At 46.4% G+C, this 22174-nt stretch carries 19 protein-coding genes and 2 pseudogenes; 5 read left to right on the top strand and 16 right to left on the bottom strand.

Translation table 11 applies throughout. From position 1 onward, the window contains the following. Nucleotides 1-8: 8 nt before the first annotated feature. From MHH52_RS03065 to MHH52_RS03035, 7 genes are all read right to left on the bottom strand, one after another. Nucleotides 9-1301 (bottom strand): stalk domain-containing protein, encoded by a 1293-nt coding sequence (locus MHH52_RS03065; RefSeq protein ID WP_340006581.1) that lies wholly within the window; start codon nucleotides 1299-1301, stop codon nucleotides 9-11. A 127-nt stretch (nucleotides 1302-1428) separates the two neighbouring features. After that, nucleotides 1429-1689: a hypothetical protein gene (locus MHH52_RS03060; protein ID WP_313641204.1), complete on the bottom strand. Its 261-nt coding sequence runs from the start codon at nucleotides 1687-1689 to the stop codon at nucleotides 1429-1431. A gap of 15 nt (nucleotides 1690-1704) precedes the next feature. Then, nucleotides 1705-2589, bottom strand: a complete 885-nt coding sequence (locus MHH52_RS03055) for an inositol monophosphatase family protein (RefSeq protein ID WP_340006579.1) — start codon at nucleotides 2587-2589, stop codon at nucleotides 1705-1707. Nucleotides 2590-2826: 237 nt separating this feature from the next. Then, nucleotides 2827-3834 (bottom strand): UV DNA damage repair endonuclease UvsE, encoded by a 1008-nt coding sequence (uvsE, locus tag MHH52_RS03050; protein ID WP_340006577.1) that lies wholly within the window; start codon nucleotides 3832-3834, stop codon nucleotides 2827-2829. Next, entirely contained in the window at nucleotides 3831-4148 is a 318-nt protein-coding gene (locus MHH52_RS03045) for a hypothetical protein (protein WP_340006576.1), read from the bottom strand. Before MHH52_RS03045 ends, uvsE begins: the two co-directional genes overlap by 4 nt. A gap of 47 nt (nucleotides 4149-4195) precedes the next feature. Continuing rightward, nucleotides 4196-5287: a D-alanine--D-alanine ligase gene (locus MHH52_RS03040; protein ID WP_340006574.1), complete on the bottom strand. Its 1092-nt coding sequence runs from the start codon at nucleotides 5285-5287 to the stop codon at nucleotides 4196-4198. A gap of 22 nt (nucleotides 5288-5309) precedes the next feature. Then, entirely contained in the window at nucleotides 5310-6344 is a 1035-nt protein-coding gene (locus MHH52_RS03035; protein ID WP_340009473.1) for an amidase domain-containing protein, read from the bottom strand. Nucleotides 6345-6632: 288 nt separating this feature from the next. Between MHH52_RS03035 and acnA the strand changes: the two genes are divergently transcribed. Then, nucleotides 6633-9374 carry an aconitate hydratase AcnA gene (gene acnA / locus MHH52_RS03030; protein ID WP_340006572.1) on the top strand — a complete coding sequence of 914 codons (2742 nt, stop codon included), beginning with the start codon at nucleotides 6633-6635 and terminating at the stop codon, nucleotides 9372-9374. Nucleotides 9375-9508: 134 nt separating this feature from the next. Here acnA and MHH52_RS03025 read toward each other — a convergent pair whose 3' ends face one another. Then, on the bottom strand, nucleotides 9509-10252 hold the full coding sequence (locus MHH52_RS03025) for an IclR family transcriptional regulator (RefSeq protein ID WP_313641210.1): 744 nt from the start codon (nucleotides 10250-10252) through the stop codon (nucleotides 9509-9511). A gap of 273 nt (nucleotides 10253-10525) precedes the next feature. Between MHH52_RS03025 and MHH52_RS03020 the strand changes: the two genes are divergently transcribed. Then, a complete protein-coding gene (locus MHH52_RS03020; protein WP_313641211.1) occupies nucleotides 10526-11566 on the top strand; it encodes an alpha/beta fold hydrolase in 1041 nt (346 codons plus the stop codon). On the opposite strand, the gene MHH52_RS03015 is transcribed toward MHH52_RS03020, so the two are convergent. Next, complete coding sequence (locus MHH52_RS03015; protein WP_340006569.1) at nucleotides 11567-11773, bottom strand: hypothetical protein; 207 nt, start codon at nucleotides 11771-11773, stop codon at nucleotides 11567-11569. It abuts the gene before it with no gap. A 62-nt stretch (nucleotides 11774-11835) separates the two neighbouring features. Between MHH52_RS03015 and MHH52_RS03010 the strand changes: the two genes are divergently transcribed. After that, nucleotides 11836-13014, top strand: a complete 1179-nt coding sequence (locus tag MHH52_RS03010; protein WP_313641214.1) for a Fe-Mn family superoxide dismutase — start codon at nucleotides 11836-11838, stop codon at nucleotides 13012-13014. A gap of 119 nt (nucleotides 13015-13133) precedes the next feature. On the opposite strand, the gene folE is transcribed toward MHH52_RS03010, so the two are convergent. The 5 genes and pseudogenes from folE to MHH52_RS02985 form a co-directional block, all read right to left on the bottom strand. Beyond that, entirely contained in the window at nucleotides 13134-13727 is a 594-nt protein-coding gene (gene folE, locus MHH52_RS03005; protein ID WP_313641215.1) for a GTP cyclohydrolase I FolE, read from the bottom strand. Nucleotides 13728-13772: 45 nt separating this feature from the next. After that, nucleotides 13773-14024, bottom strand: coding sequence for a YneF family protein (locus MHH52_RS03000; RefSeq protein WP_313641216.1), 252 nt, complete (start codon nucleotides 14022-14024; stop codon nucleotides 13773-13775). Between the two features lie 135 nt (nucleotides 14025-14159). Next, nucleotides 14160-15350 (bottom strand): annotated as a pseudogene (gene queG / locus MHH52_RS02995) (tRNA epoxyqueuosine(34) reductase QueG); the annotation flags it as partial. Between the two features lie 36 nt (nucleotides 15351-15386). Continuing rightward, nucleotides 15387-15995 (bottom strand): signal peptidase I, encoded by a 609-nt coding sequence (gene lepB, locus MHH52_RS02990; RefSeq protein ID WP_313641217.1) that lies wholly within the window; start codon nucleotides 15993-15995, stop codon nucleotides 15387-15389. Between the two features lie 190 nt (nucleotides 15996-16185). After that, complete coding sequence (locus MHH52_RS02985; protein WP_340006565.1) at nucleotides 16186-16605, bottom strand: GNAT family N-acetyltransferase; 420 nt, start codon at nucleotides 16603-16605, stop codon at nucleotides 16186-16188. 480 nt (nucleotides 16606-17085) lie between these two features. On the opposite strand from MHH52_RS02985, the gene MHH52_RS02980 reads away from it, so the two are divergent. Both MHH52_RS02980 and MHH52_RS02975 read left to right on the top strand, forming a co-directional pair. Continuing rightward, nucleotides 17086-17694, top strand: coding sequence for a superoxide dismutase (locus MHH52_RS02980; protein ID WP_313641219.1), 609 nt, complete (start codon nucleotides 17086-17088; stop codon nucleotides 17692-17694). A gap of 829 nt (nucleotides 17695-18523) precedes the next feature. Beyond that, nucleotides 18524-19720 carry an IS4 family transposase gene (locus tag MHH52_RS02975; protein ID WP_340006563.1) on the top strand — a complete coding sequence of 399 codons (1197 nt, stop codon included), beginning with the start codon at nucleotides 18524-18526 and terminating at the stop codon, nucleotides 19718-19720. A 445-nt stretch (nucleotides 19721-20165) separates the two neighbouring features. Here MHH52_RS02975 and mutY read toward each other — a convergent pair. Together mutY and acpS are read right to left on the bottom strand one after the other, a co-directional pair. Then, nucleotides 20166-21415 (bottom strand): annotated as a pseudogene (mutY, locus tag MHH52_RS02970) (A/G-specific adenine glycosylase). Nucleotides 21416-21592: 177 nt separating this feature from the next. Further along, on the bottom strand, nucleotides 21593-21991 hold the full coding sequence (acpS, locus tag MHH52_RS02965) for a holo-ACP synthase (protein ID WP_340006562.1): 399 nt from the start codon (nucleotides 21989-21991) through the stop codon (nucleotides 21593-21595). Nucleotides 21992-22174 lie beyond the last annotated feature (183 nt).

Here is a 22174-nt window from a genome sequence, read left to right as displayed (position 1 = left end):
ATGTAGATTTATGGATTTATGAAAGCAGTTCGCAGTTTGCTACTATAATTCACATCGAATCCAAGTCCGGTCGCCAATGCGGCAAGGGGAAGATAAGTTTTATCTTCTTTGCCTACCTTTTGCAGAAAAGCAGGGGTATCAATGGCTACATTCTGTCCATTAACCTTAATAAATTTGCTTCCAATCGTGATTACAACAGTCCGTCCACCGTATTCAATAGTCGCACTGGATGTCTTATTATCCCACTTTCCGTTAGCTCCTACGGCATTTAGGATATCTTTAAGCGCCAAGAAGTTCTGACCATTCCTAAGGATGGGCTTATTCGGTGTATTTAACTCTACGCCCTTTACAACAATCGACATCGGTACAGTGTCCGTAGCCATCGCAGCTACAGTGGGAATGCGGTATTCCCCCCATTGTAATTCAGCAAATACTTTTGCAATGGTCTCGTATCCGAGCTGCGTAGGGTGAAAATCTGCTTGTCCTGCCCCGATAATATGCGTGAGTGATCCCTCTGAGCCGGCAAACTTTGCCGCAACATGAGCTACTAATACCTTTGCTCCCTCTTGATTCATACTTGCAGCCACACGATCTGCCGAATCCGTAAATTTCGCTGCTGCGGTCATCAATTTAGTGTACATCGCACCAAGAGCGATCTTAGGAGCAGGCTGATATTGGTCAGCCAGTATAATTGTTGCTTGAGGATTTATCGCACGAAGATTCTCAAGACTTACCTTCACATTCATATTGTAATCCGCTAGCTTCTGCTCCAGCTGAGATTCGAAATCTGTATCCGTCAACTCCTTAACCTGTAAGAAAAGACGGCTTACATCATTCCCCCCAATTGTAATCGTAATCAGATCGGCTTCCTTTAACTCTGATGCGATCTGCGGGGTTAACTTTACGAACTGGTCTATCCTTGGATCTGGAAGACCTGACTGAATACCTTCAGCTGTAATCGCTGAGCCGTCCTTGATGGCTCCTGTGTAATTACGTAATCCAGCAGTGGTCAGACCTAGAATACCATAATTGGTAAGCTCGCTCCGGCCATGATACCAACCCTGCTCCAGCAGTCGCTCCGCATAGCCGTATGGCTTGGTATTCACATCCTTCATTCCTGGCTCGTATCCAGCAGTAATCGAATCGCCAAGAGCTACGATGCGAAAGACATCCTGACCCAAGTCTTGTGTTGCAGACGTGTCAGCCGCATTTGCCGATCCGGCACCTACGCCAATCAGCACAGATAACAAAAGCATACTGCTTGTGCTAGCTGCTAAAATTCTTTTCCACTTGCTTAGCATCGTATCCCTCCCAAAATGTTCTAATTCTCATTCTACCATCCCTGATAGCAACGCAAAAGAGCGGCCTCCCATATTCGGGAAGCCGCCCTGCAAATCACTATTTTTTTCACAGCTGGAAACGAATGTATTATTCTTTATCTGAATCCTCTTGCGGCTTCAAATTCTTCCCGGCACGCTCCAGATATTTATCATAACGATCGTCTAGTTCATGTCCAATCTTACGATAACGCAGCGTCTCCTCCACAATAGGATCCATTGTGGTCTGGATACGGATTTCATACTTCGGAGAGATTTCACGGATTTCTTTAGCTATACGGTCGCCCTGTTCCATCTCGCCATCTACCAACATTTCACTTAGCTTGCGTTCCAGATCATCCTTCTCGCTCATGATGCGTCGTCCTCCCTAAAGCTTATATCCTGTTGCTTCAGCATTCTTCAGTGACGAAACCAAATATTCGTGAATATGACCATTACTTGCTACTACATGACGAGTGCCAATATCGTATGGACGCCCAAGAGTATCCGTAATTCTGCCCCCTGATTCAAGTACAAGCAGCACTCCGGCTGCACAATCCCAAGGGCTTAAGCCTACTTCCCAGTATCCATCTACCCGACCTGCTGCCACATAAGCCAAATGTAGAGCAGCCGAACCTCCTGCACGAATACCACGAATCTGTGGAAGAATGCTCTGCAGTCCTGCCATATTCACAGGTTGTGCAAATTCACGATCTGGCGGAAAGCCCATAGCAATCAAACTGTCTCCAAAAACGTTCTCCGTAGAGACTGAGGTTGGAACACCATGCATGTAGGCTCCTTTACCTTTTTCAGCGACGAACATTTCATCACGAATCGGATCGTAAATGACACCAACCGTTAATTCTCCACGAATCACTAAAGCAATGGAGACACAGTAAAAAGGAAATCCGTGTACAAAATTAGTCGTACCATCTACAGGATCTACAATCCACAGATATTCATGCTCACGAGCTTCTTCCAGTGCAGCGGTTGCTGCTGCTGCTCCCGGAGACACGCCTTCCTCACCGAGGATCGCATGGTCTGGATAATGCGTCAAGATCAACCTGCGGATCATCTGTTCAACGCCTTTATCTACTTCCGTAACCAGATCCTGTGCTGATGTTTTCGTATTAAGTTCCTTCACCAGGCCCTGTCTGCTCTTTATCCATTCTCCTGCTTTGGCAGCAGCATTAATGGCTACCGCCGTATGTCCCTTGCTCGTTACAACATAGGGTTCACGTTCTTTCTTACCCTCTGGTTTTAAAGGACTCATATCTTCACTCCGCTTCCTTGAACATAATCGCCATTGGCATGAAATTTAAAGCAATCCTATTCACAATACCGTTCAATACGCCAAAACGTTACCAAAGTTCCGCCATAAGGATACCCAATTCTCATATGATCCCTTGAATATTATTCATAATAAGTTTCATTCAACGTACCCTATTTCACGCTACATATCAAGTCAAGATAGGACCCGAATTCTGGCCTATTCCCTTATTTTCATTGTTTATGGTTCGATAATCACACTTGCCCCATTTAATACGGAGATTCCGTTACCAGCTTCAGCCAGCTCCTTCATAGCCTCCATCAACCCAAACAATGCACCATCTTTTAGTTTAGCCTCAATCATAACATCGATAGCAGGGGTATCTGCAGCAATACGCTTTAAAAAGGCTAGTAACGGCGCAGGCTCCACGCCATCTGCATGACTGCGAGGATCAGACGGACTGCGCGGACTGGATACATGAATCTTAGGTGGCAAAAGTTCTCCCGAAGGGACGTCCTTCTGCGCAAGCGCGCTTCGCCATGTCTGCTGAATATCAGGCCACAGCTCCCAAGGGAGCTCTCCTTCATTATTCACCCATTGGTGGTGAATATCCAGCACCATCGGCAGTCCTACACTCTGGCAGACCGCTAGTGTCTCAGGGGCTGTAAAGGTCTTATCATCATTCTCCAGCGTAATACGCTCTTGCAGCGCTACTGGCAACTCGCGGAAATGCTTCTCGAACCGCTTCGCTGCCACCAGCTTGTCCCCGTAGGCTCCGCCAATATGAATATTGTTCTTCGCCATTGCAGGAAGTCCCATGGCATCCAGCATGTCCGTGTGGTTCTGTAAATCCCGTATAGAACTCACCAGCACCTCAGGACGGGGTGTACTAAGCACTGTAAAGTGATCTGGATGAAAGGACACCCGCATCCCATTCTTCTTCACATATTGCCCCACCTCCGCGAATTCCTCAGCGAGCGAGGCAAACGGATTCCAGTCCTGCAAATCAGGATGCGTTGCTAGAGGAATCAACTTGGAGGTGAGACGATACACCAAGATGTCCGAAGCAATATTATGCTTCATCAGTCGCAGCGTATTATGCAGATTCATCCGAGAGATGTTCTCCAGACGCCGAAGTGCCGCTTCACGGTCATCCAACTTCTTGAAGGAGGTCATCGTCATGGTCTTGGATGGGGAGCAGTCTTTAATAACGGTGGACATCGCTACATATCCAAAGCGGACAATCATCCCTGCGGTCCAAAAAACATTTCTTCAGCCAGTGCAGTTTGCACTCTGGACTCTTCTTCATTCAATTTACGCACCAGTTCCATTTCTACCGCTGTAACCTCATGTCCTTGAAAATTAATCTCTGCAATTGAAGCTGAGATTTTGACAATCGCTACAGCTACATTCTCAGGTGTGTAAGCAATCACCTTCTGACCCGTCGGATACACGCGGAAACCCTGCTTCACCATTTTGGTACGCCCATACTCCAGCAGCTCGTACAGCTCTTGTTCATTCTTGAACTTGCAGACGGAATTGAATTCTGTTTGAAAACCCATAATTCTTCACTCCTTTCCAGTCGGGATGATCCCGATAATAGCTTCAATTACTCGTTGTCATACTTAAGACCTTGTTTGAAATTATAGCGCTCTAAGGCTAACTCAATCATACGGTCTAACAGAGCTCTATAGGATACACCTGTCTCACGCCACAATAGCGGATACATGCTGTAAGGAGTGAAGCCAGGCATCGTATTCACTTCGTTAATTAGAATTTTACCATCCGATCTCCGCAGGAAGAAGTCTGCCCGGGTAATCCCGCTACCCTCAATTGCTCTAAAAGCGGTTATCGCGGACTCCCGCAGACGATCAGCAATTTCAGAATCTACTGGCGCAGGAATCATCATTTGCGATTTGCCGTCCGTATATTTAGCTGCGTAGTCATAATATTCTCCAGAAGAAACGATTTCACCCGGAACAGAGGCCTCTGGCTCATCATTTCCGAGCACACCGACCTCTACCTCACGAGCATCCACGAATTCCTCAATAATGACTTTAGTGTCATAACGGAAGGCAAAATCTATAGCTTTTACAAGACTTTCCTTATCAGAAGCCTTAGAAATACCTACACTTGAGCCCAGATTAGCAGGCTTTACGAATACTGGATACCCCAGTTTATCCTCTACACCCACAATCAACTCATGACTTTTTCTTTTCCAAGCGCTGATGTTAAAATAACAATATTCACACTGATCCAGACCGGCATCAGCAAACAGCTTCTTCATGACAACCTTATCCATACCTGCCGAAGAGGCAAGAACTCCAGCACCAATGTAAGGGATATTAGCCATTTCAAACAACCCTTGAATCGTTCCGTCCTCACCATAGGTGCCGTGCAGTAGCGGGAACATGACGTCAACAGATTTTTCCGCACCGGATAGTCCACTAAATACTACATTCAAGGCTGTGCCCATATCTTCCGTTGCATCTGAAAGCTTGAGCTGCTCCACCTCACTGTAAGGTGCCGATAACGTCTCTCCGACTTTCCACAAACCCTGTTTTGAAATGTAAAAAGGGATAATCTCATATTTATCGTAATCAAATGAGTTCATCACGGCAAAAGCCGTCTGTAGCGATACCTCATGTTCTCCGGATTTGCCCCCGTACACCAGTCCTACGGTTAGTTTTGCGTTCCCCATACCTTTATAACCTCTTTCTGTCTTATAAATAGTCGTTAATATGAAAAAAACGGTATTTCGTTTGATCCGTCCATGCGTAGGAATCACGATAGTCCCAGAAGCGATGACGACTGCTAACTGTACGTGCATTCACAAGCGGCATGCCACCAGCATCAAAGGCTGTGACGATCGTGCTGTGCTGATATTGCCCGTTACCATCCCAATCATATTGAATGATATCGCCCAGCATCAATTGCTCCGGCCGCTCCATGACTTCCGCACGCAAGCCACTGCTCCGGCTAACACTCAAATAGCGCTGCAGACTGTCTGATACAGCCCAGCTATAGCTCCACCATTCTTGTTTTCCTTGGTAGCCTTTGTACCACCAGCCCGTTTCTCTTTTACCAGTATAGTTGATAGGCGCTCCCCCTGCAAAGAGGCACTGGGAGACATAATTCGTACAATCTACCTCAAACGTTTCGAACTCCGGATTACCGTCTTTCCACCAACGATCAGCATAAGCCACCGCTTCTTCACGGTTGTAGCGAACCTCTCTGGAGCCATCAATCTCCCCAAGAATATTCCGGTTTAGAAGGGGCTGTGATGGCAGCGGAGCAGGCAAAGCTTCCCCCCATTTGGACAACCTGCCAGATAACTCCACCTCAGCTCTATGAACCGTATTTCTTTCTGGAATGCTTCTTTCTATTGCAGCGATTTCCCAGCCCCCTCCGTCCCGCACAAAGGTCAACCGCTCCAGCTCAACCCTATCCTCGCGGTGGTTAACGCCTCCTTTTTCATAATAGAGTGCACTATGCAGCGTAACCTCTGCTACCACCTCAGTCGGAGTCTGCCGGACGGTCCGTAAAGTCTTTACACCTGTTTCCCCTCGCAGCGGAGTTATCCCACGAGCGTTATACCATTCAGCAATACGGCGTGAACGTTCCCCTTGCTCCACCAGAAAGCGTGGATCTTTAACGGATACGGAAACTGTTTGCGATGAGGACTTAGGTTCTACCCTGGCCTTATTCACTTGATCTACATAAACATATAGACTTTGCTTCCACTGTTGTTCCATTATACTCGCACCCCTTCATTCCCTTTTAACTACTGCTCTATGTATATGAAAGGAAACAGGCAGCTATACAGATCGCTTCAATTTACATAGAAGGGCGTAACTCGAAATGATATACAGTATCGATGGACTGGCAGCAAATCATTTTTCTGCGCATTATCTGGGCATTATCCGGGCGTTATTCGGGCTTTATATATAGGAAAAAAAACTTTACTACCCTCTTTGTAACCGTTATAATTAAATAACATACAATGTGAAATTGAGTTTCAATAGATGAAACAAGGAGGCGCACACATGCCAAGCAAGGATCATTTCTCGTTGGCCCGCACCCTGGAATCAGGTGGCAAATCTTATCGCTATTATGATCTTAATTCCCTTGAGGAACAAGGATTGGGCTCTATTTCATCCCTGCCTTTTTCGATCAAAGTATTACTTGAGGCGGCTGTTCGTCAGTTTGACGGACGGGCGATTACAGAAGAACATGTGAAACAATTGGCTGACTGGTCAGGCGACATTGATCGCAATAAAGAAATTCCGTTTATCCCTGCTCGTATCGTACTTCAGGACTTTACTGGTGTTCCGGTAGTCGTAGATCTGGCAGCTATGCGTGATACTGTAAAGAAAGCTGGCGGAGATCCTAAACAGATCAACCCGCTCGTTCCGGTTGACCTTGTTATTGACCACTCTGTTATGGTCGATGCTTTCGGCACTGCAGACGCTTTGGAATACAATATGAACGTGGAGTTTGAGCGCAACGAAGAACGTTACCGTTTCCTTCGCTGGGCACAGACAGCTTTCAATAACTTCCGTGCGGTTCCTCCAGCTACTGGTATCGTGCATCAGGTAAATCTAGAGTATTTAGCTTCCGTAGCCACTACTAAAACTATCGATGGCGAAACTGTCGTTTATCCAGATTCCCTAGTTGGAACTGACTCCCACACTACGATGATCAATGGACTTGGTGTCGTTGGTTGGGGTGTAGGTGGTATTGAAGCTGAAGCAGGTATGCTCGGACAACCGCTCTATTTTGTAACTCCTGATGTTGTAGGATTCAAGCTTACAGGCAGTCTTATCGAGGGTGCTACGGCAACCGATCTTGCACTAACAGTGACTCAAATGTTACGTAAAAAGGGCGTAGTCGGTAAATTCGTCGAATTCTACGGTCCTGGTCTTGCTAACATCAGTCTGGCTGACCGGGCAACAGTTGCCAACATGGCGCCAGAATACGGAGCAACTATCGGTTTCTTCCCTGTAGATGAAGAGACACTTGCTTATCTACGCAGCACAGGTCGTCCAGATGATCTGGTAGAGCTCGTTGAATCTTATTACAAAGCACAAGGCATGTTCCGCACTTCGAATACGCCAGACCCTGAGTTCAGCGATGTCATTGAGCTTGACTTGGCTTCTGTCGTTCCAAGCTTAGCTGGACCAAAACGTCCGCAAGACCGGATCGAACTTACGCATATGAAAGAAAATTTCGAAAGCATTATCCGCACACCTGTAGACAAAGGCGGCTATGGTCTCAGCGATGAGAAGATCGCCCAAGAGGTTGATGTGCAGCATAAGAATGGCACCACAAGCAAGCTCAGCACAGGTGCAGTCGTTATCGCAGCTATTACGAGCTGTACGAATACTTCTAACCCTAGCGTTATGCTTGGAGCAGGTCTACTGGCTAAAAAGGCCGTAGAACGCGGTCTGACCAAACCTGCTTATGTTAAGAGCAGCTTAACTCCTGGATCTTTGGTAGTTACTGAATATCTGGAAAAAGCAGACTTGCTGAAGCCACTCGAAGCTCTGGGCTTCTACTTGGCTGGCTATGGCTGCGCTACCTGTATCGGCAACTCCGGTCCTCTACCTGAAGAAGTTAGTCAAGCCATTACTGACAATGACATAACTGTAGCCGCAGTAATTTCCGGTAACCGTAACTTCGAGGGTCGCGTACATGCTCAGGTTAAAGCAAACTACCTAGCTTCCCCGCCGCTCGTAGTCGCTTACGCACTGGCTGGTACCGTAAATATTGACTTGCAGAACGAACCGCTTGGATTTGATCCACAAGGTGAGCCAGTATTCCTGAAGGATATTTGGCCAACTACTGCTGAAATTCGTGAAGCAATCGGTCTCTCCCTTAGTCCGGAGATGTTCCGTCGTAAATACGAGAATGTATTCACTGCTAATGAACGTTGGAATTCTATCCCTGTTCCACAAGGCGAGCTGTATGAGTGGGATGACAACTCCACGTATATCCAGAATCCGCCATTCTTCGAACATCTGGCAGACGGTCTGGGAGACATCAAGGATATCAAGGATGCACGCGTTCTGGCGTTGCTTGCTGATTCCGTAACGACCGACCATATCTCACCTGCAGGTAATATCTCTACCTCTGGTCCTGCCGGCGAATATTTACGCGATCATGGTGTAGAACGTGCAGATTTCAACTCCTACGGCTCACGCCGCGGAAATCATGAAGTCATGATGCGTGGTACATTCGCTAATATTCGGATTCGTAATGCAGTAGCTCCAGGTACAGAAGGCGGAGTTACAACCTTCCTGCCAAGTGATGAAGTCATGTCCATCTATGACGCTTCCATGCTGTATCAGGACGCTGGACAGAATCTCGTCGTTATCGCCGGTAAAGAATACGGCACAGGAAGCTCGCGTGACTGGGCGGCCAAGGGTACGCTTCTGCTTGGTGTCAAAGCCGTTATCGCTGAGAGCTTTGAGCGGATTCACCGCAGCAATCTAGTCGGTATGGGCGTGCTTCCACTGCAATTCCAAGAAGGCCAAGGCTGGAGCAGCATCGGGCTGACTGGACGTGAGACCTTCAATATTACTGGACTTGATAACGAGGTGCTACCAGGACAAGAGCTCACTGTCACCGCAACTCGCGAAGACGGTACTCAGTTCGATTTCCCTGTCACAGCACGGCTCGACAGCACAGTTGATATTGATTACTATCGTAATGGTGGTATTCTACAAACTGTGCTTCGTCAAATGCTGGCGGATGCAACAGATTCTTCGGCTGTGTCGGTAGAATAGATTTAACAAGAGAAAGTACAAGGGAGTGCCTTATAGCCATTAGTGGCTAGGGTACTCCCTTGTCTTATTATATTTTAGATGCAAAACGGCCAGCCTCCGATCATCCGGAGACTGGCCGTTCTTCTCATATAGGGCTATGGAATCATCATGCCCATTTCACTTGCTACTTCCTTCAAGATTGCGGCGTACTCCACTAACGTATCCCTAGACAGCCGACTGACCGGCCCTGACAGTGATAACGCCGCGATCACATTTCCACTACGGCCCGTGACAGGCACTGCTACTGCGGCCGCACCGGGCTCTCGTTCCTCGAAACTGGTGGCATACCCCAGCCGGATAATCTCACTAAGCTGATCTTTGTATACATCCTTCTCAACGTAATCCGGCCACTCAGGACTCTGAAGCAGTTCTCTCAACACCTCAGGTGGTGCATAGGCTGCCAGCACTTTACTCGACGCACCTACAGATAACGGCAACCTCGCACCGATCTGTGCTACTCGACGAATGGCCTGCTGGCTCTGTACCGCCTGAATACGCACGCGCTCAATGCCGTCCCGTAAGTAAAGACTGACCGTCTCTCCGAGTCGATCCCTTAGCCTTTCCATAGATGGTAGTAATACCGCTGCCGACTCGTCAAAAGCAGGCAGATGCGTGGACAACTCCCAGATTCGTATACCCAGCCTATATTTTTCTGTCGCCGGATTGCGAATGAGAAAGCCCTTTTCCTCGAGTGTTGCCAGCAATCTGTGGACTGTACTCTTATGTAAGTCAATCTTCGATGCGATCTCCGTCAACCCTAAATCACTGTCCTGCGTAAAACAAAGTAATATGTCGAGCGCACGTTCTACCGCGCGTACCGTTAGCTTTCGGTCCTCCACAGTAATCCCCCCTCGTGTTTCATCAAATGAAACGCGGTTACATTATAATTAACTCTATCTTAGTGCAAAACTCTACGGAAAGTCCAGTATATTCACTGAGACGGAAAAGACTGGCCCGCACTTTACAGTTACATTACAAAAGGGTCCAATTCATTGACTTTGTAAGGGCTTCAACTTACGATAAACATATTAAAATATTACTGATGCTTTAGAATCATTTTCGACAAATTATCCTAGGCACTAGTACTCACATCATACTTAGGAGGGGACCTTATGGATCTGATAACCAGCCAAACCGGCACGTCAGTCTCCCGTCGTCCTAAACTACCTAAACAGGGCAGTTCATCACGACTATCGCTGCGGATGATCCGTGTTAAGCATATTATCGTTGCATTGCTATTATCAATATTTTTCTTTTTAGTATTTTGTTTTGTCTCGCTTCATGGCTACATCGCTTGGGTACTATCCAATCCAACGGTCGCTCCACTGTATTCCAATCCTATGATTGCCAAAGGTCTTGCCTACGAGGATGTAACCTTTCCCGCTAAGGATGGTAGTCGCATGATGGACGGTTGGTATATTCCAGTCGAAGGAGCCACTAAGACAATAGTGTTCAGTCACGGCTACGGTGCCAACCGCGAAGAGTCTTGGGTACCTATGTACGATCTCGCTCACTATGCACACAGCCTAAATTTCAATGTTCTGATGTTTGATTACGGATTTGCTGCCCATGGTAACAAAGATATTGCAACCGGTGGCAAAAAAGAATCCCAGCAGCTTCTTGGCGCCATTGATTTCGCTAAGGAACACGGAGCTGAGGAGCTCGTCGTTTGGGGCTTCTCCATGGGTGCAGGTACAGCACTGCAAGCTGGATTAGTATCTGAGGACATCGACGCGATGATTCTGGACAGCACCTTTTTATTAGAACCAGACACGCTGTATCATAATATTAAGCAGAATATCGATCTGCCGCGCCAGCCTTCCCTGGCAATCATGGAAATGCTGTTCCCAGTACTGAACGGTACAGGACTAGATCAAATTCCTTATGCAAAGGTCAAATCCAAGGACTATCCTTTCCCTATCTTATTCATGCATGGTACCAAAGACGATAAAGCCCCTTACCCTATTGCCGAAGAACTAGCAGCGAACCAGCACAATCCGTTCTCCGATTCATGGATCATTGAGGGTAGTCATCATGAGCTGTTGTTCCGTGAGCACCCCCGTGAGTATTTGCGACGGGTCTCCGCTTTTTTAGGGAATGTTCATCTGGCCAAAACCAATAATGGTAATCAGCCAGCAATGGCAAGTAATTAACTAAGCACCCATTTCCACCTCTGCACTCTGATGGGTTAGCTGGTTCAACCATTTACAACGACGGAAACGTACGTAACCTATAACCCAACCAACAGCCTCTTCCAGGGACAGAAAGAAGTATACCCGAAGAGGCTGTTTCCATCCCCAGGATAGCAGAAGCCCAAGGGGCACCCCGAGTAGCCAGGTTATCTCTTTTATGTTCTTCATAAGCTTACAAGAGCGTTCATATAATGGACTGATGAAGACATATCACGGGAGGTTTTCTTGGCATGCTATATGTATACGGGCCGATGCTGCCAGTACGTATTCTAGAAGAAATCGTATTTTGGAAGACACAAGAGAAAGAGCATACCGAGGTCATCAAAGCCATCGTGCCTAAATTGGAGGAGCCTTATGTTAAGCTCCTTGATGAATGGGCCGTTGTTTTCGGTGCAACTGAGCAGGCGGCACAGCAGCTATTGAATGCTGCCCTTTCGCCTTCTCCTCCGAATCAGGCAGAACTCACTGCGGAAACGGAGAAACTGCTGCATATCTCCTGCACTCAATCACAAGAATTCGTACGGCAGCTCTTTGCCATCATGGAGAGTAGCGCAGCGGTCAAAGCCGTTCCCCTTGCAACCACTGTAATCCTGCATATTATTCGCGAATCGGAATACTTCCTCGCCGTACTGCAAACACTGAGCTCGCCCGGAAAGCTATCGCAAATCATGAGGGATTATACGGAGGAATATGTCGTAAGAATCGACACAGAAAACATCACGCGAAATGATACATTCTCTTCTTCCACTGATAATGCTCCTGATATCCGCGATAAAAATGACCCGGTTCCCATTGGCGGCCATACGCTGCCTCCTTTGCCTTATGCTTATAATGCACTAGAACCGTATATTGACGAGAAGACTATGAGAATTCATCACGATAAGCACCATCAAAGTTATGTAGATGGATTAAACAAGGCTGAAGTTAAACTAGCCGATTCCCGTAAGAACGGTGACTTCGATCTCGTTAAACATTGGGAGAGGGAACTAGCCTTTAATGGCGCAGGCCATTATCTCCACACGATCTTCTGGAACGTGATGTCTCCTCAAGGTGGGGGGCGCCCAACCGGAGCGTTGCTGGAAGCTATCGATCAAAGCTTCGGAAGCTATGACAGCTTCAAGAAGCAGTTCACCGAAGCTGCGAATAAAGTAGAAGGTGGCGGATGGGCCATTCTCGTTTGGAGTCCACGCAGCCATAGACTAGAAATTCTTACTGCAGAGAAACATCAAAATTTATCGCAATGGGACGTTGTCCCGCTCTTGGCCTTGGATGTATGGGAACACGCCTACTACCTGAAGCATCAGAATAATCGCGCTGATTATATTAACGACTGGTGGAAGGTTGTTAACTGGCCATATGTGTCAGAGCGTTATGCTGCTGCTAGTAAACTGGCATGGAAACCCTACTGATATAACTGCATATAGCAGGAACCCTCATTTATAATCTCCAGTAGACCCAAAAGGGCCCATCGTTCACATGAAGTGAATGATGGGCCCTTCCAATTTCGAGGTATAAACACCTCAATATACTATTCCTTAATCAAGCTCAGAAACTCCGCACGAGCGGCGGCATTCTCCCGGAAGACTCCTCTAGTAGACATGGTTACCGTCTTGCTGCCTGGCTTCTTCACTCCACGTGCACACATACAAAGATGTTCACCTTCCACTACGACCATAACGCCGTGAGGGCCTAACACCTCTGTCATTATATCCGCAATTTGCGTCGTAATGCGTTCTTGAACCTGCAAACGCCGACTCACAGCTTCAACAAGGCGAGCTAGCTTGCTTAGCCCAGCAATACGTCCGCTCGGAATATACCCAATATGCACTTTACCGAAGAAAGGAGCCATGTGATGCTCACATTGGCTGTAATAGACGATATCCTTAACGATCACTAGCTCTTCATGAGACTCATCAAAAGTAACGCCGAGCGCCTCGCGGGGATCTATCGAATAACCGCCGAATATCTCCTCGTACATCCGCGTAACACGTGCTGGTGTTTCCAGCAGTCCCTCACGGCCGGTATCTTCACCGATTAATTCTAATATTTTCTCAACGTGATACTCGATTTGCTCACGGTTCTCAGAAACTTTACCGTTCACATATTCCTTGATGTTCCCCATGATGTCTCCCCCTTCCGCACCCGTATACATTCTATCCGGACCCGGTTACTTACTTCTACGTTTATTCCCTTTAGCTGCTCCTGGGCGGGCGCCTGCCTGTCCCTGAGTCTTCATCATTTGCTGGGCACGCTGCATTTGTTTCCCATTCAGGTTATAGCCCATTTGTTTTGCAACCTTTTGCATCATTTCAGGATCATTCTGCATAGTTGTCATTTGTCTGCGTAGATAATACACACCGATGAAAAATCCACCGATAAGACCTACGACCAATGTAATAATAGGTAATGCGATATTCATCTAAAGCCCACCTCTACACTCTATTGTCTGCATCGCCATATGGCGCGCGAATCTATCATAGCATTTCGAGAACTGGACAGCAATTGGGAATATACAACCTGTCTATGATCTTTTCCCTTCATTAAGTCCCCCATCCTCTTGTGCCTTCTTCCCACTAAGCAGTACGTCCTGCGCCCGGCTCAGCATTTGCCTTACCATGTCATGCTCCTCGCGCTCTAAAGCTGATTCTACGGCAGCTAGAGCCTCCTCACTACCGATGCGCCCCAGTGCCCAAGCAGCAGTGCCTCGCATCTCAGGCCGCGGCTCTTTCAGCACAATTTCTGTTAGCTTTGGCACAGCACCCGCTTCCTTGAAATTACCCAGGGCGATGATCGCATTCCGCTGCATTGGCTTTTTCCCTCTCCAGGCAGCAGAGCTATTACCGAATCTATCCTTAAATTCGCGATTACTGAGATCAAGGATCGGCAATAGCAGCGGCTTCACGATCTCAGGGTCAGGAAGCATCTGAGGGCGATGATTCCAATTCTTCCCCCTATTCTTGGGACATACAATCTGGCAGGTGTCACAGCCGTACAGACGATTGCCAATCTTGGTCATGTATTCCTCACTCAGAAATCCTTTGGTCTGCGTCAGATAAGAGATACAAGCCTGTGCATTAAGCTGCCCCGGACCCACCAACGCTCCAGTTGGACAAGCATCAATACACTTGGTACACTCCCCGCACCCTTCCTCGACAGCCTCGTCCGGAGGAAAAGGAATGTTCGTGACCATCTCCCCAAGATAAATCCAAGACCCCCATTTAGGAGAAATGATGGAACAGTTTTTGGCGCTAAAGCCAATCCCTGCTCTTTCCGCTACCGCTCTATCTACCAGTACACCGGTGTCCACCATACTTTCCAGCACAGCCTCCGGTACGCGCTCACGAATAAATTCTTCTAACTGTCCTAGTGCTTCTCTTAGCACATGATGATAATCCCTACCCCATGATGCTCGGGCGAGAATGCCTCTACGTGCACCTGGCTCAGACTTCGGAGGGTTCTCCATTTTAGAGGGATAGGCCACAGCAATCGAAATAATAGACAATGGCTTGTCCCCAGAACTCAGTGCGGGAATCGTCCTTTTATCCAGATCCGGTTCCTCGAAACCAGAGTCATAGCCCTTGTCTCTATGGTCTTGCAGAATATTTTTCAAATATAAAAAAGGCTCTGCAGTTGTAAACCCGACATCATCAATACCGAGTGACGACGCAGCCTCCTTAATTTCAGCTTTGAGCTGTGCCCACTTGGAAGGCGGGGGAGCATAAGGTGACTGAAATGTATTGTTCATTTCCGCCTTCTCCTTTTCTTATCGTCTATGACTTTCTTATAATCCTTTCAGTTTAGACAGCGGCCACCATATATAATCCGCCCTGCCTACAATCATGTCCTGTGGGATGGAGCCGAAATAACGACTGTCTTTGCTTGCTGAAGCATGCCGGTTATCTCCCATGACAAAATAGCTTCCGCTTTCCACGGTTAACGCCGCAAAATCCGGGTCTTCAATCTCGGTATCTATATAGGGCTCATTCACTATTTTTCCATTTACATATAACTGGTGATCCTTTACTTCTATGATGTCTCCAGGTATGCCAATGACTCGTTTCACTAAAAACTCCTTCTGACTGGGTCCAGTGCTCGGATCATGAAGAATGATGACATCCCCGTGTTTCGGGTTTACAAACATCAATGAAAGCTTATTAATGAAGAGCCTCTCACCTTCCACAAGCGTTGGCTGCATAGACTGGCCTTTAACCGTTGATATATTGAACACAAAAATATTAAGAACCGACATCACCGCAAAAACAACTACCGCCGTAAGCAACCAATCCTTCAATTCCTCGGCTAAACGACCTCCAAAGCCTTTCTTTGATCTGGATGTTCTATGTCTTTGCTTCCGATTTCGCATATACTCTACTTGGGGCTCCTGACTCAATATGTCACCTCTTATTCTCGATTATTGAAGTCTATACTTGCAGATATTATAACAATAAAAAAGCATATCTCCCAGCCATTAGCAATGGACTTCTGGAAAATACGCTTGAGTATGAATGAAACAGACTATATCGTCAACTATAGTTCTTTATTTAGAAAATGCTTCCGCTTACGCAGCTAGGTGATCAAAATTACCCAACAATGCTCAGCTTCCGGACCGATTTGAAAATTTGATTCTCGCTATATCCCATAGCTTCATATAATGGCAAAGCAAAAGAATTATGCTCATCGACAGCAACGTAGATATCACTGACCTTACGAGCTTGAAACCTGGATTCCATAGCCGATACCAGACTTCTACCGACTCCTCTGCGGCGATAATCGGGATGTACAGCAATCCGGAAATAACAACCGTGGTTTTTCTCAATCGTACCAATCAGTGCTCCAACAATTTCATCTTCATCTTCCGCAACTACAATGAGATCTGAATCCCATGAAAGCTGCCTGGAGAAAGGCTCGATAGTGTTCTCGAAACATTCTTCCGATAATGCGGTTTGCAGCAAATCAGTCACAGGGCTAACGTCGCTTAATTGAAAGGAACGAACGTGCATTCTTTAAAATCTCCCTTGTCTATGGCTTATGAATTTAACAAAAAGAAGGGGTTCCCTTAACATTGAGAAAATAAAAAAAAAGCATCAAATACCGAGGAATACCTGCTTTTAAATCTATTAAAGCACACTTTTCTCGTGATATCATCACTTTTCTTTTGAAAGCGCTTAATATCAAGCGTTTACATTTTGAGTGAGATTCATTGTTTCATTATAAGGGTAATTATAATGATATATGTCTATGGGGTGAAGGCTCTACATTTTAACATTTTCAATACAATTGTAAATCCTGTTTACACTCCCATCATACTTTATAAACATTTGTGTTTGTTTAGTGTTGCATTATTGGTCTAGATACTGTTTAATTAAAGTATCCTATTGGGCGATACCCTATAGTACATATCAACAATAAAGAATTTTGACGATAAACCGCCAGAGTTCTTTATCTATACAAATTCTAATATACTCAGGAGGGATTTTTCCATGGCATTTCAATTACCGGCACTTCCTTATGCAAACAACGCACTCGAACCACACATCGACGCATTAACGATGGAAATTCACCATGACAGACACCATAACACATACGTGACTAATCTGAACGTAGCTTTGGAAAAGGCACCTGAATTGCAAGGCAAAAGCATCGAAGAACTTCTTACAGATCTGAACGCTGTACCAGAAGCTATCCGTACTGCTGTTCGCAACAATGGTGGTGGACACGCTAACCATACCCTGTTCTGGGAAGTTATCGGACCAAACGGCGGCGGCGCACCAACTGGCGCATTGGCAGAAGCTATTGATAGCGAGCTAGGCGGATTTGATAAATTCAAAGAAGATTTCGCAGCAGCAGCAACTACTCGTTTCGGCAGTGGCTGGGCTTGGCTAGTTGTTAAAGATGGCAAACTGGCTGTAACAAGCACACCTAACCAAGACAACCCAATCAGCGAAGGCGCTACTCCAATCCTCGGACTTGATGTATGGGAGCACGCTTACTACCTGAACTACCAAAACAAACGCCCTGATTACATCAAAGCGTTCTGGAACGTAGTGAACTGGGAAGAAGTTGGCAAACGTTACGAAAGCGCGAAATAAGGAATTATATTACGGATAAAGTCATAGCTCAATAGGCTGTAACTTCACCGTTTAACTAAGCATAAACAAAGAAGGTATCTCCTAGCCCTATGGGCTAGGAGATACCTTCTTTTGTTTAGTTAGGAGTGTGGTTGGTTAACAACGTGGTTCGTTTGAAAGATAGTTCGTTTGAAACAGCATTCGCTAGAAACAGGGTTCGTTTAAAACAAACAGAGTAGGTCATTATCCTCAGACACCGCATTTTTACGTCGCTTGAATGGTTGGCGATAGACTGGACTTGGTTCTTGGTTCTTGGTTCTTGGTTCTTGGTTCTTGGTTCTTGGTTCTTGGTTCTTGGTTCTTGGTTCTTGGTTCTTGGAACATATGATTCATTTAGTAATGGTTGGACGAGGATCGAAAAATGAGAATTGGATGCGGATCAATGAATGAGGACCGGCCCACCCTTTGTCGTACCGCTGTTGGACAGACCCGCGAATGAGTCATCGTGCCTCTGATAAGGGAATAGCTCCCTCTAATTCTGCTCATATACACTATAAATACGAGTAATTAGGGAAAAACTCCCTCTAAATCATCCATTCCGGAGCATAATTCAGGTATCGACCCAAATTATAGGGAGTTTTCCCTAAAAACATCAAATCCAGGCCCTTTCGGCCCTAATTTTAGGGAGGAATTCCACTAGCCTTGCATCAAACCTGACATGAGAAAAATGGATGAAATAATTACCATATTATGAATATAATGGTGTCTTTTCTCTGGTAGTCCATAAAAAAATCCCCTAATGTTAAGGAATAGGCAGGTTACCCATTTCCTCATCAAAAGGAGAATTCGCATGGGTATCGTACCAGACCAAACCGTTATTAGTCAATGTCTTCAATTGTTAGATTTACCAGAAACACTCTGTGACATCTTAGATTATCGGGCTCAAAAGCTTACCGTTCGCGGCGCAATTTTTCTTTTCATCGAAGCTCAATTAGCTCGGCGTGAAGAGCCTATTGCCATAGAAGAGCATTTACGTTCTAATGAAAATTTGCAGGCTCTAGTAGGAACAACATCAATTAGCGCCTCCCGTTTCTCACGTAAATTGAACGAATTACCTACGTTTCTGCTTCAGTACGCTTTTCAAGAAATCAATCGACGTATTGCACAGACTTTGCGAGAATCATCCCATGTACAAGTGCGAGATTTAAAAAAGCTAACGATCATCGACTCCACCACCATCTCTTTACCTAACTTTCACGGTCAGTGGGCCTACTGCAGTAAAAAGCAAAATAGCGTAAAAATGCATACCTACCTCTGCGCAGATTTTCCGGATATGGCTTATCCAAGCAAAGTTATTTTATCGACGGGAGCTGTAGCTGACTCGGAAGTGACGATCGAACTTCTCACAGATAAAAACACAACCTATGTGATGGATCGTGGATACATTAACTATGCTTTTTTCAAGAAATGGGCAGAAGCAGAAATTCGTTTTGTTGCGCGAATACAGACAAATAGCAAGACGAAAGTTATCCATGAACGGCCTATTCTAGAAGAAGACTACGGTCTTTTACGAGACGCCGATGTCGAAATGGTGGTTCCTAAGGAGCCTGATCAAAAAGTAACACTGCGATTGGTTGAATTCAAAGATGATAAAGGCCGACTCTATCGCGTGGTTACAACAAGGTGGGAGATCTCGGCACGAGAAATCGCAAACTTGTACCGAGATCGCTGGATGATCGAGCTTTTCTTCAAATGGATGAAGCAGCACCTTCATCTAGCTAAGTTATACAGTTACAAACCCGATGCTGTATGGAACCAAATCTACATGACACTTTTGGCCTACGGCCTATGCATCCTAGTAAAGTTGCAAACGAAAACAACAAAAAGTACATGGGAAGTGCTAAAGTTAGTTCGCATTTACGTGATGGAGAGCTGGGAAAAATTTCTTGTGGCTTTAAGCAGGCAACCCGCCCGAAGTTCGAAAGGACGTCAAAAGAAGAAAAAGAGTGGGCGGCCTCGTATTCATCCCATCAAGAAAAAGCGCTGAAAAAGATACTTGAACAGATCTAAATACAATTGAAGTATATATTTGAAAAAAATGGTGATTTGTCTATGTGTATTTGACTGTTACTGTTTTTTCTCTTCTTCGATAAAAGATAACTGTAAAAATATCCCTTATTTATTTTGACGCGCTGATGTCAGCTTTTTTGCAAGGCTAGTGGAGGAATTCCCTATAATTAAGCCGCGGGAGTGAAGTAAGCGATCAGAGGCGCATACCTCACTCTCTCTTCACACAACCCATACATTTAATTTACTTAACATTCAATAAATTTAGTAATTCAACACACTCAACACACTCAACACATCATCGCATTCAACACATTTCTTACTCCAGATATTTCGGATATATTTCATTACTTCATCTACTTAAGCATACTTTACATCTGGTACTTCTCATATATCTGCTACTACTCATATATCTCACACTTCTCTTACTTCTCTGACTTTGCTTGTTCTTCCTGTTCATCGAAATAAAGGTTCAGCAGCTTCAAGAAGACATTGGAAAGGCATAATTGGCCATGTCCTCACGGGTGATCCAGCGAACAGCTCCGCTATCCTCTGGACTAGCGGTACCGTCCTCAAATCTCTCAATGGGATTGCTGCTGTCCACCTCTGGGAACAGCCCCGTATCCGCGTTGTACACCGCCCGTCCTTCTGCCGCCATTGACAGCGGAAGGGCGTCCTCTTCCCTGCAGCGATATACCTGCAGGGTCCACACAATATGGCTGAAGATATGCTCAGCAGCCATCCAGTGCTCCTCAGGCCGGGCAGAGATCCCGGCCTGCCGCAGTGACCGGCGCAGCCGGTCCAGCGCCGCGGCCTCCGGCAGCCGCGCGCTCTTGGCGCCGCCTTCCGCTGGCGGCGCCTGCCAGTGCGGCAGCTCCCACATGCGGGCTAACAGCCCGCTTTGTGGCCGCTGCCGGATGAGCACTTGGCCCGCGTGGGCACCGCGGCCCTCGATTAAGGCCGCCAGCCGCTCCTCTGGGCGCGGCGGCTTCGCCTTGGTCTTGACGGGCAGCGAAGTCTCGCAGCCCGCCAGCCGCGCGGCGCAATGCTCCATCACCGGGCAGGTTAAGCAGCTCGGTGATTTCGGGGTGCATACGAGCGCCCCGAGCTCCATGAGCGCCTGATTAAAAGATGCAGCTTCTCCCTCCGGGATCAGCTCAGCCGCCAGTCGCTCCATTTTCACGCGGGTGGGTCCCTTAGCGATATCATCCTCGATGAGGAAGTATCGGGACAACACCCGCATCACATTACCGTCCACCGCAGGTTCTGGTCTGTTAAACGCGATACTGAGGATGGCCCCTGCTGTGTAAGGACCCACTCCCTTTAAGCTGAATACCGCCTCACGGTCGTTCGGCACTTGCCCACCATAAAGCTCCTTCACCTGCTTGGCTGCATGTTGTATATTACGCGCACGGGAATAATACCCTAAACCTTCCCAACACTTAAGTACATCCTCCTCAGGCGCGTCAGCGAGAGACTCCACCGTCGGAAATCGTTCTATAAAACGATTAAAATAAGGGATCACCGTGTCTACCCTTGTCTGCTGCAGCATAATTTCAGAAATCCAAATATAATAAGGATTACGGTGCCTGCGCCATGGCAAATCGCGTTTCTGCCCTTGATACCATTCCAGCAAATGATAACTGAAAAATTGCTTGGCCTCCCGCAGCTCCAGTTCTTGTTGTTCTTGTCGTTCAGCTTGATCTTGCAAATCTTGTCCTTCTTTTAAATCTCGCCCTTCTTCTTGTTCCTGCAAATCCTGTCGTTCTTCTCGTTCTTCTAGTTCTCGTTGACCTTGTAAATCTTGTTGTGTCATTGTAACTCTCCTTGCCCTCTATTATCACGGTTCAATTCATGAACCTAACCCCTCCACAACCGCAAAAGCCGAAGCCAAATCACGGCCATGTGTTATCGTAAGATGAATGGTATACTTTTGTCCTTCAGGCAGACCTAATCTGCTCCAGGCTTCGCACGATAAGGTGACTTCTGGCTTACCTTTACGGTCAGGTAATATCTCAATATCCTGAAAACCAACTACATTGCCGATGCCACAGCCTAAGGCTTTCACAACGGCTTCCTTGGCAGCAAAACGCCCTGCTACGAACTCAGCCAATCTTCCACCTCGTTGCTCAGCAAGTTGGTACTCACGCTCCGTTAGGACACGTTGGTTAAATTTCTTTCCCAGTCCCCTATGCATTACCTCTGATATTCGTTCAATTTCTAACACATCATGTCCAATTCCGTAAATCAAAATTTCACGCTCCTTATGGACGTGTATCCTATACTACTTCAATAATGGTATGATCCTCATACAGGTTGTTCATTTCTTATAAAAATTATAGTCCAGTAAGATTCTTTCTGCTATCTTAAAAGAAAATACTTTGGAAGTCTATCCAGCATCGTCGTGGTGGACTCGCTGATTTACTTCATTTTT

It is taken from the genome of Paenibacillus sp. FSL K6-0276, assembly GCF_037977235.1.
Lineage (GTDB): Bacteria > Bacillota > Bacilli > Paenibacillales > Paenibacillaceae > Paenibacillus_AQ.
The sequence above is the reverse complement of the archived record's forward strand: the minus strand, read 5'-3'. Positions and strand labels throughout refer to the sequence as shown.

Coding starts and splice junctions, on each gene's coding strand:
- MHH52_RS03045 (WP_340006576.1), bottom strand. CDS start 4,148: ATGGGTTTTCAAACAGAATTCAATTCCGTCTGCAAGTTCAAGAATGAA.
- acnA (WP_340006572.1), top strand. CDS start 6,633: ATGCCAAGCAAGGATCATTTCTCGTTGGCCCGCACCCTGGAATCAGGT.
- MHH52_RS02980 (WP_313641219.1), top strand. CDS start 17,086: ATGGCATTTCAATTACCGGCACTTCCTTATGCAAACAACGCACTCGAA.
- MHH52_RS03010 (WP_313641214.1), top strand. CDS start 11,836: ATGCTATATGTATACGGGCCGATGCTGCCAGTACGTATTCTAGAAGAA.
- MHH52_RS03015 (WP_340006569.1), bottom strand. CDS start 11,773: ATGAAGAACATAAAAGAGATAACCTGGCTACTCGGGGTGCCCCTTGGG.
- MHH52_RS03065 (WP_340006581.1), bottom strand. CDS start 1,301: ATGCTAAGCAAGTGGAAAAGAATTTTAGCAGCTAGCACAAGCAGTATG.
- MHH52_RS02985 (WP_340006565.1), bottom strand. CDS start 16,605: ATGCACGTTCGTTCCTTTCAATTAAGCGACGTTAGCCCTGTGACTGAT.
- MHH52_RS03040 (WP_340006574.1), bottom strand. CDS start 5,287: ATGGGGAACGCAAAACTAACCGTAGGACTGGTGTACGGGGGCAAATCC.
- MHH52_RS03055 (WP_340006579.1), bottom strand. CDS start 2,589: ATGAGTCCTTTAAAACCAGAGGGTAAGAAAGAACGTGAACCCTATGTT.
- MHH52_RS02975 (WP_340006563.1), top strand. CDS start 18,524: ATGGGTATCGTACCAGACCAAACCGTTATTAGTCAATGTCTTCAATTG.
- MHH52_RS03060 (WP_313641204.1), bottom strand. CDS start 1,689: ATGAGCGAGAAGGATGATCTGGAACGCAAGCTAAGTGAAATGTTGGTA.
- MHH52_RS03020 (WP_313641211.1), top strand. CDS start 10,526: ATGGATCTGATAACCAGCCAAACCGGCACGTCAGTCTCCCGTCGTCCT.
- uvsE (WP_340006577.1), bottom strand. CDS start 3,834: ATGATTGTCCGCTTTGGATATGTAGCGATGTCCACCGTTATTAAAGAC.
- MHH52_RS03000 (WP_313641216.1), bottom strand. CDS start 14,024: ATGAATATCGCATTACCTATTATTACATTGGTCGTAGGTCTTATCGGT.
- folE (WP_313641215.1), bottom strand. CDS start 13,727: ATGGGGAACATCAAGGAATATGTGAACGGTAAAGTTTCTGAGAACCGT.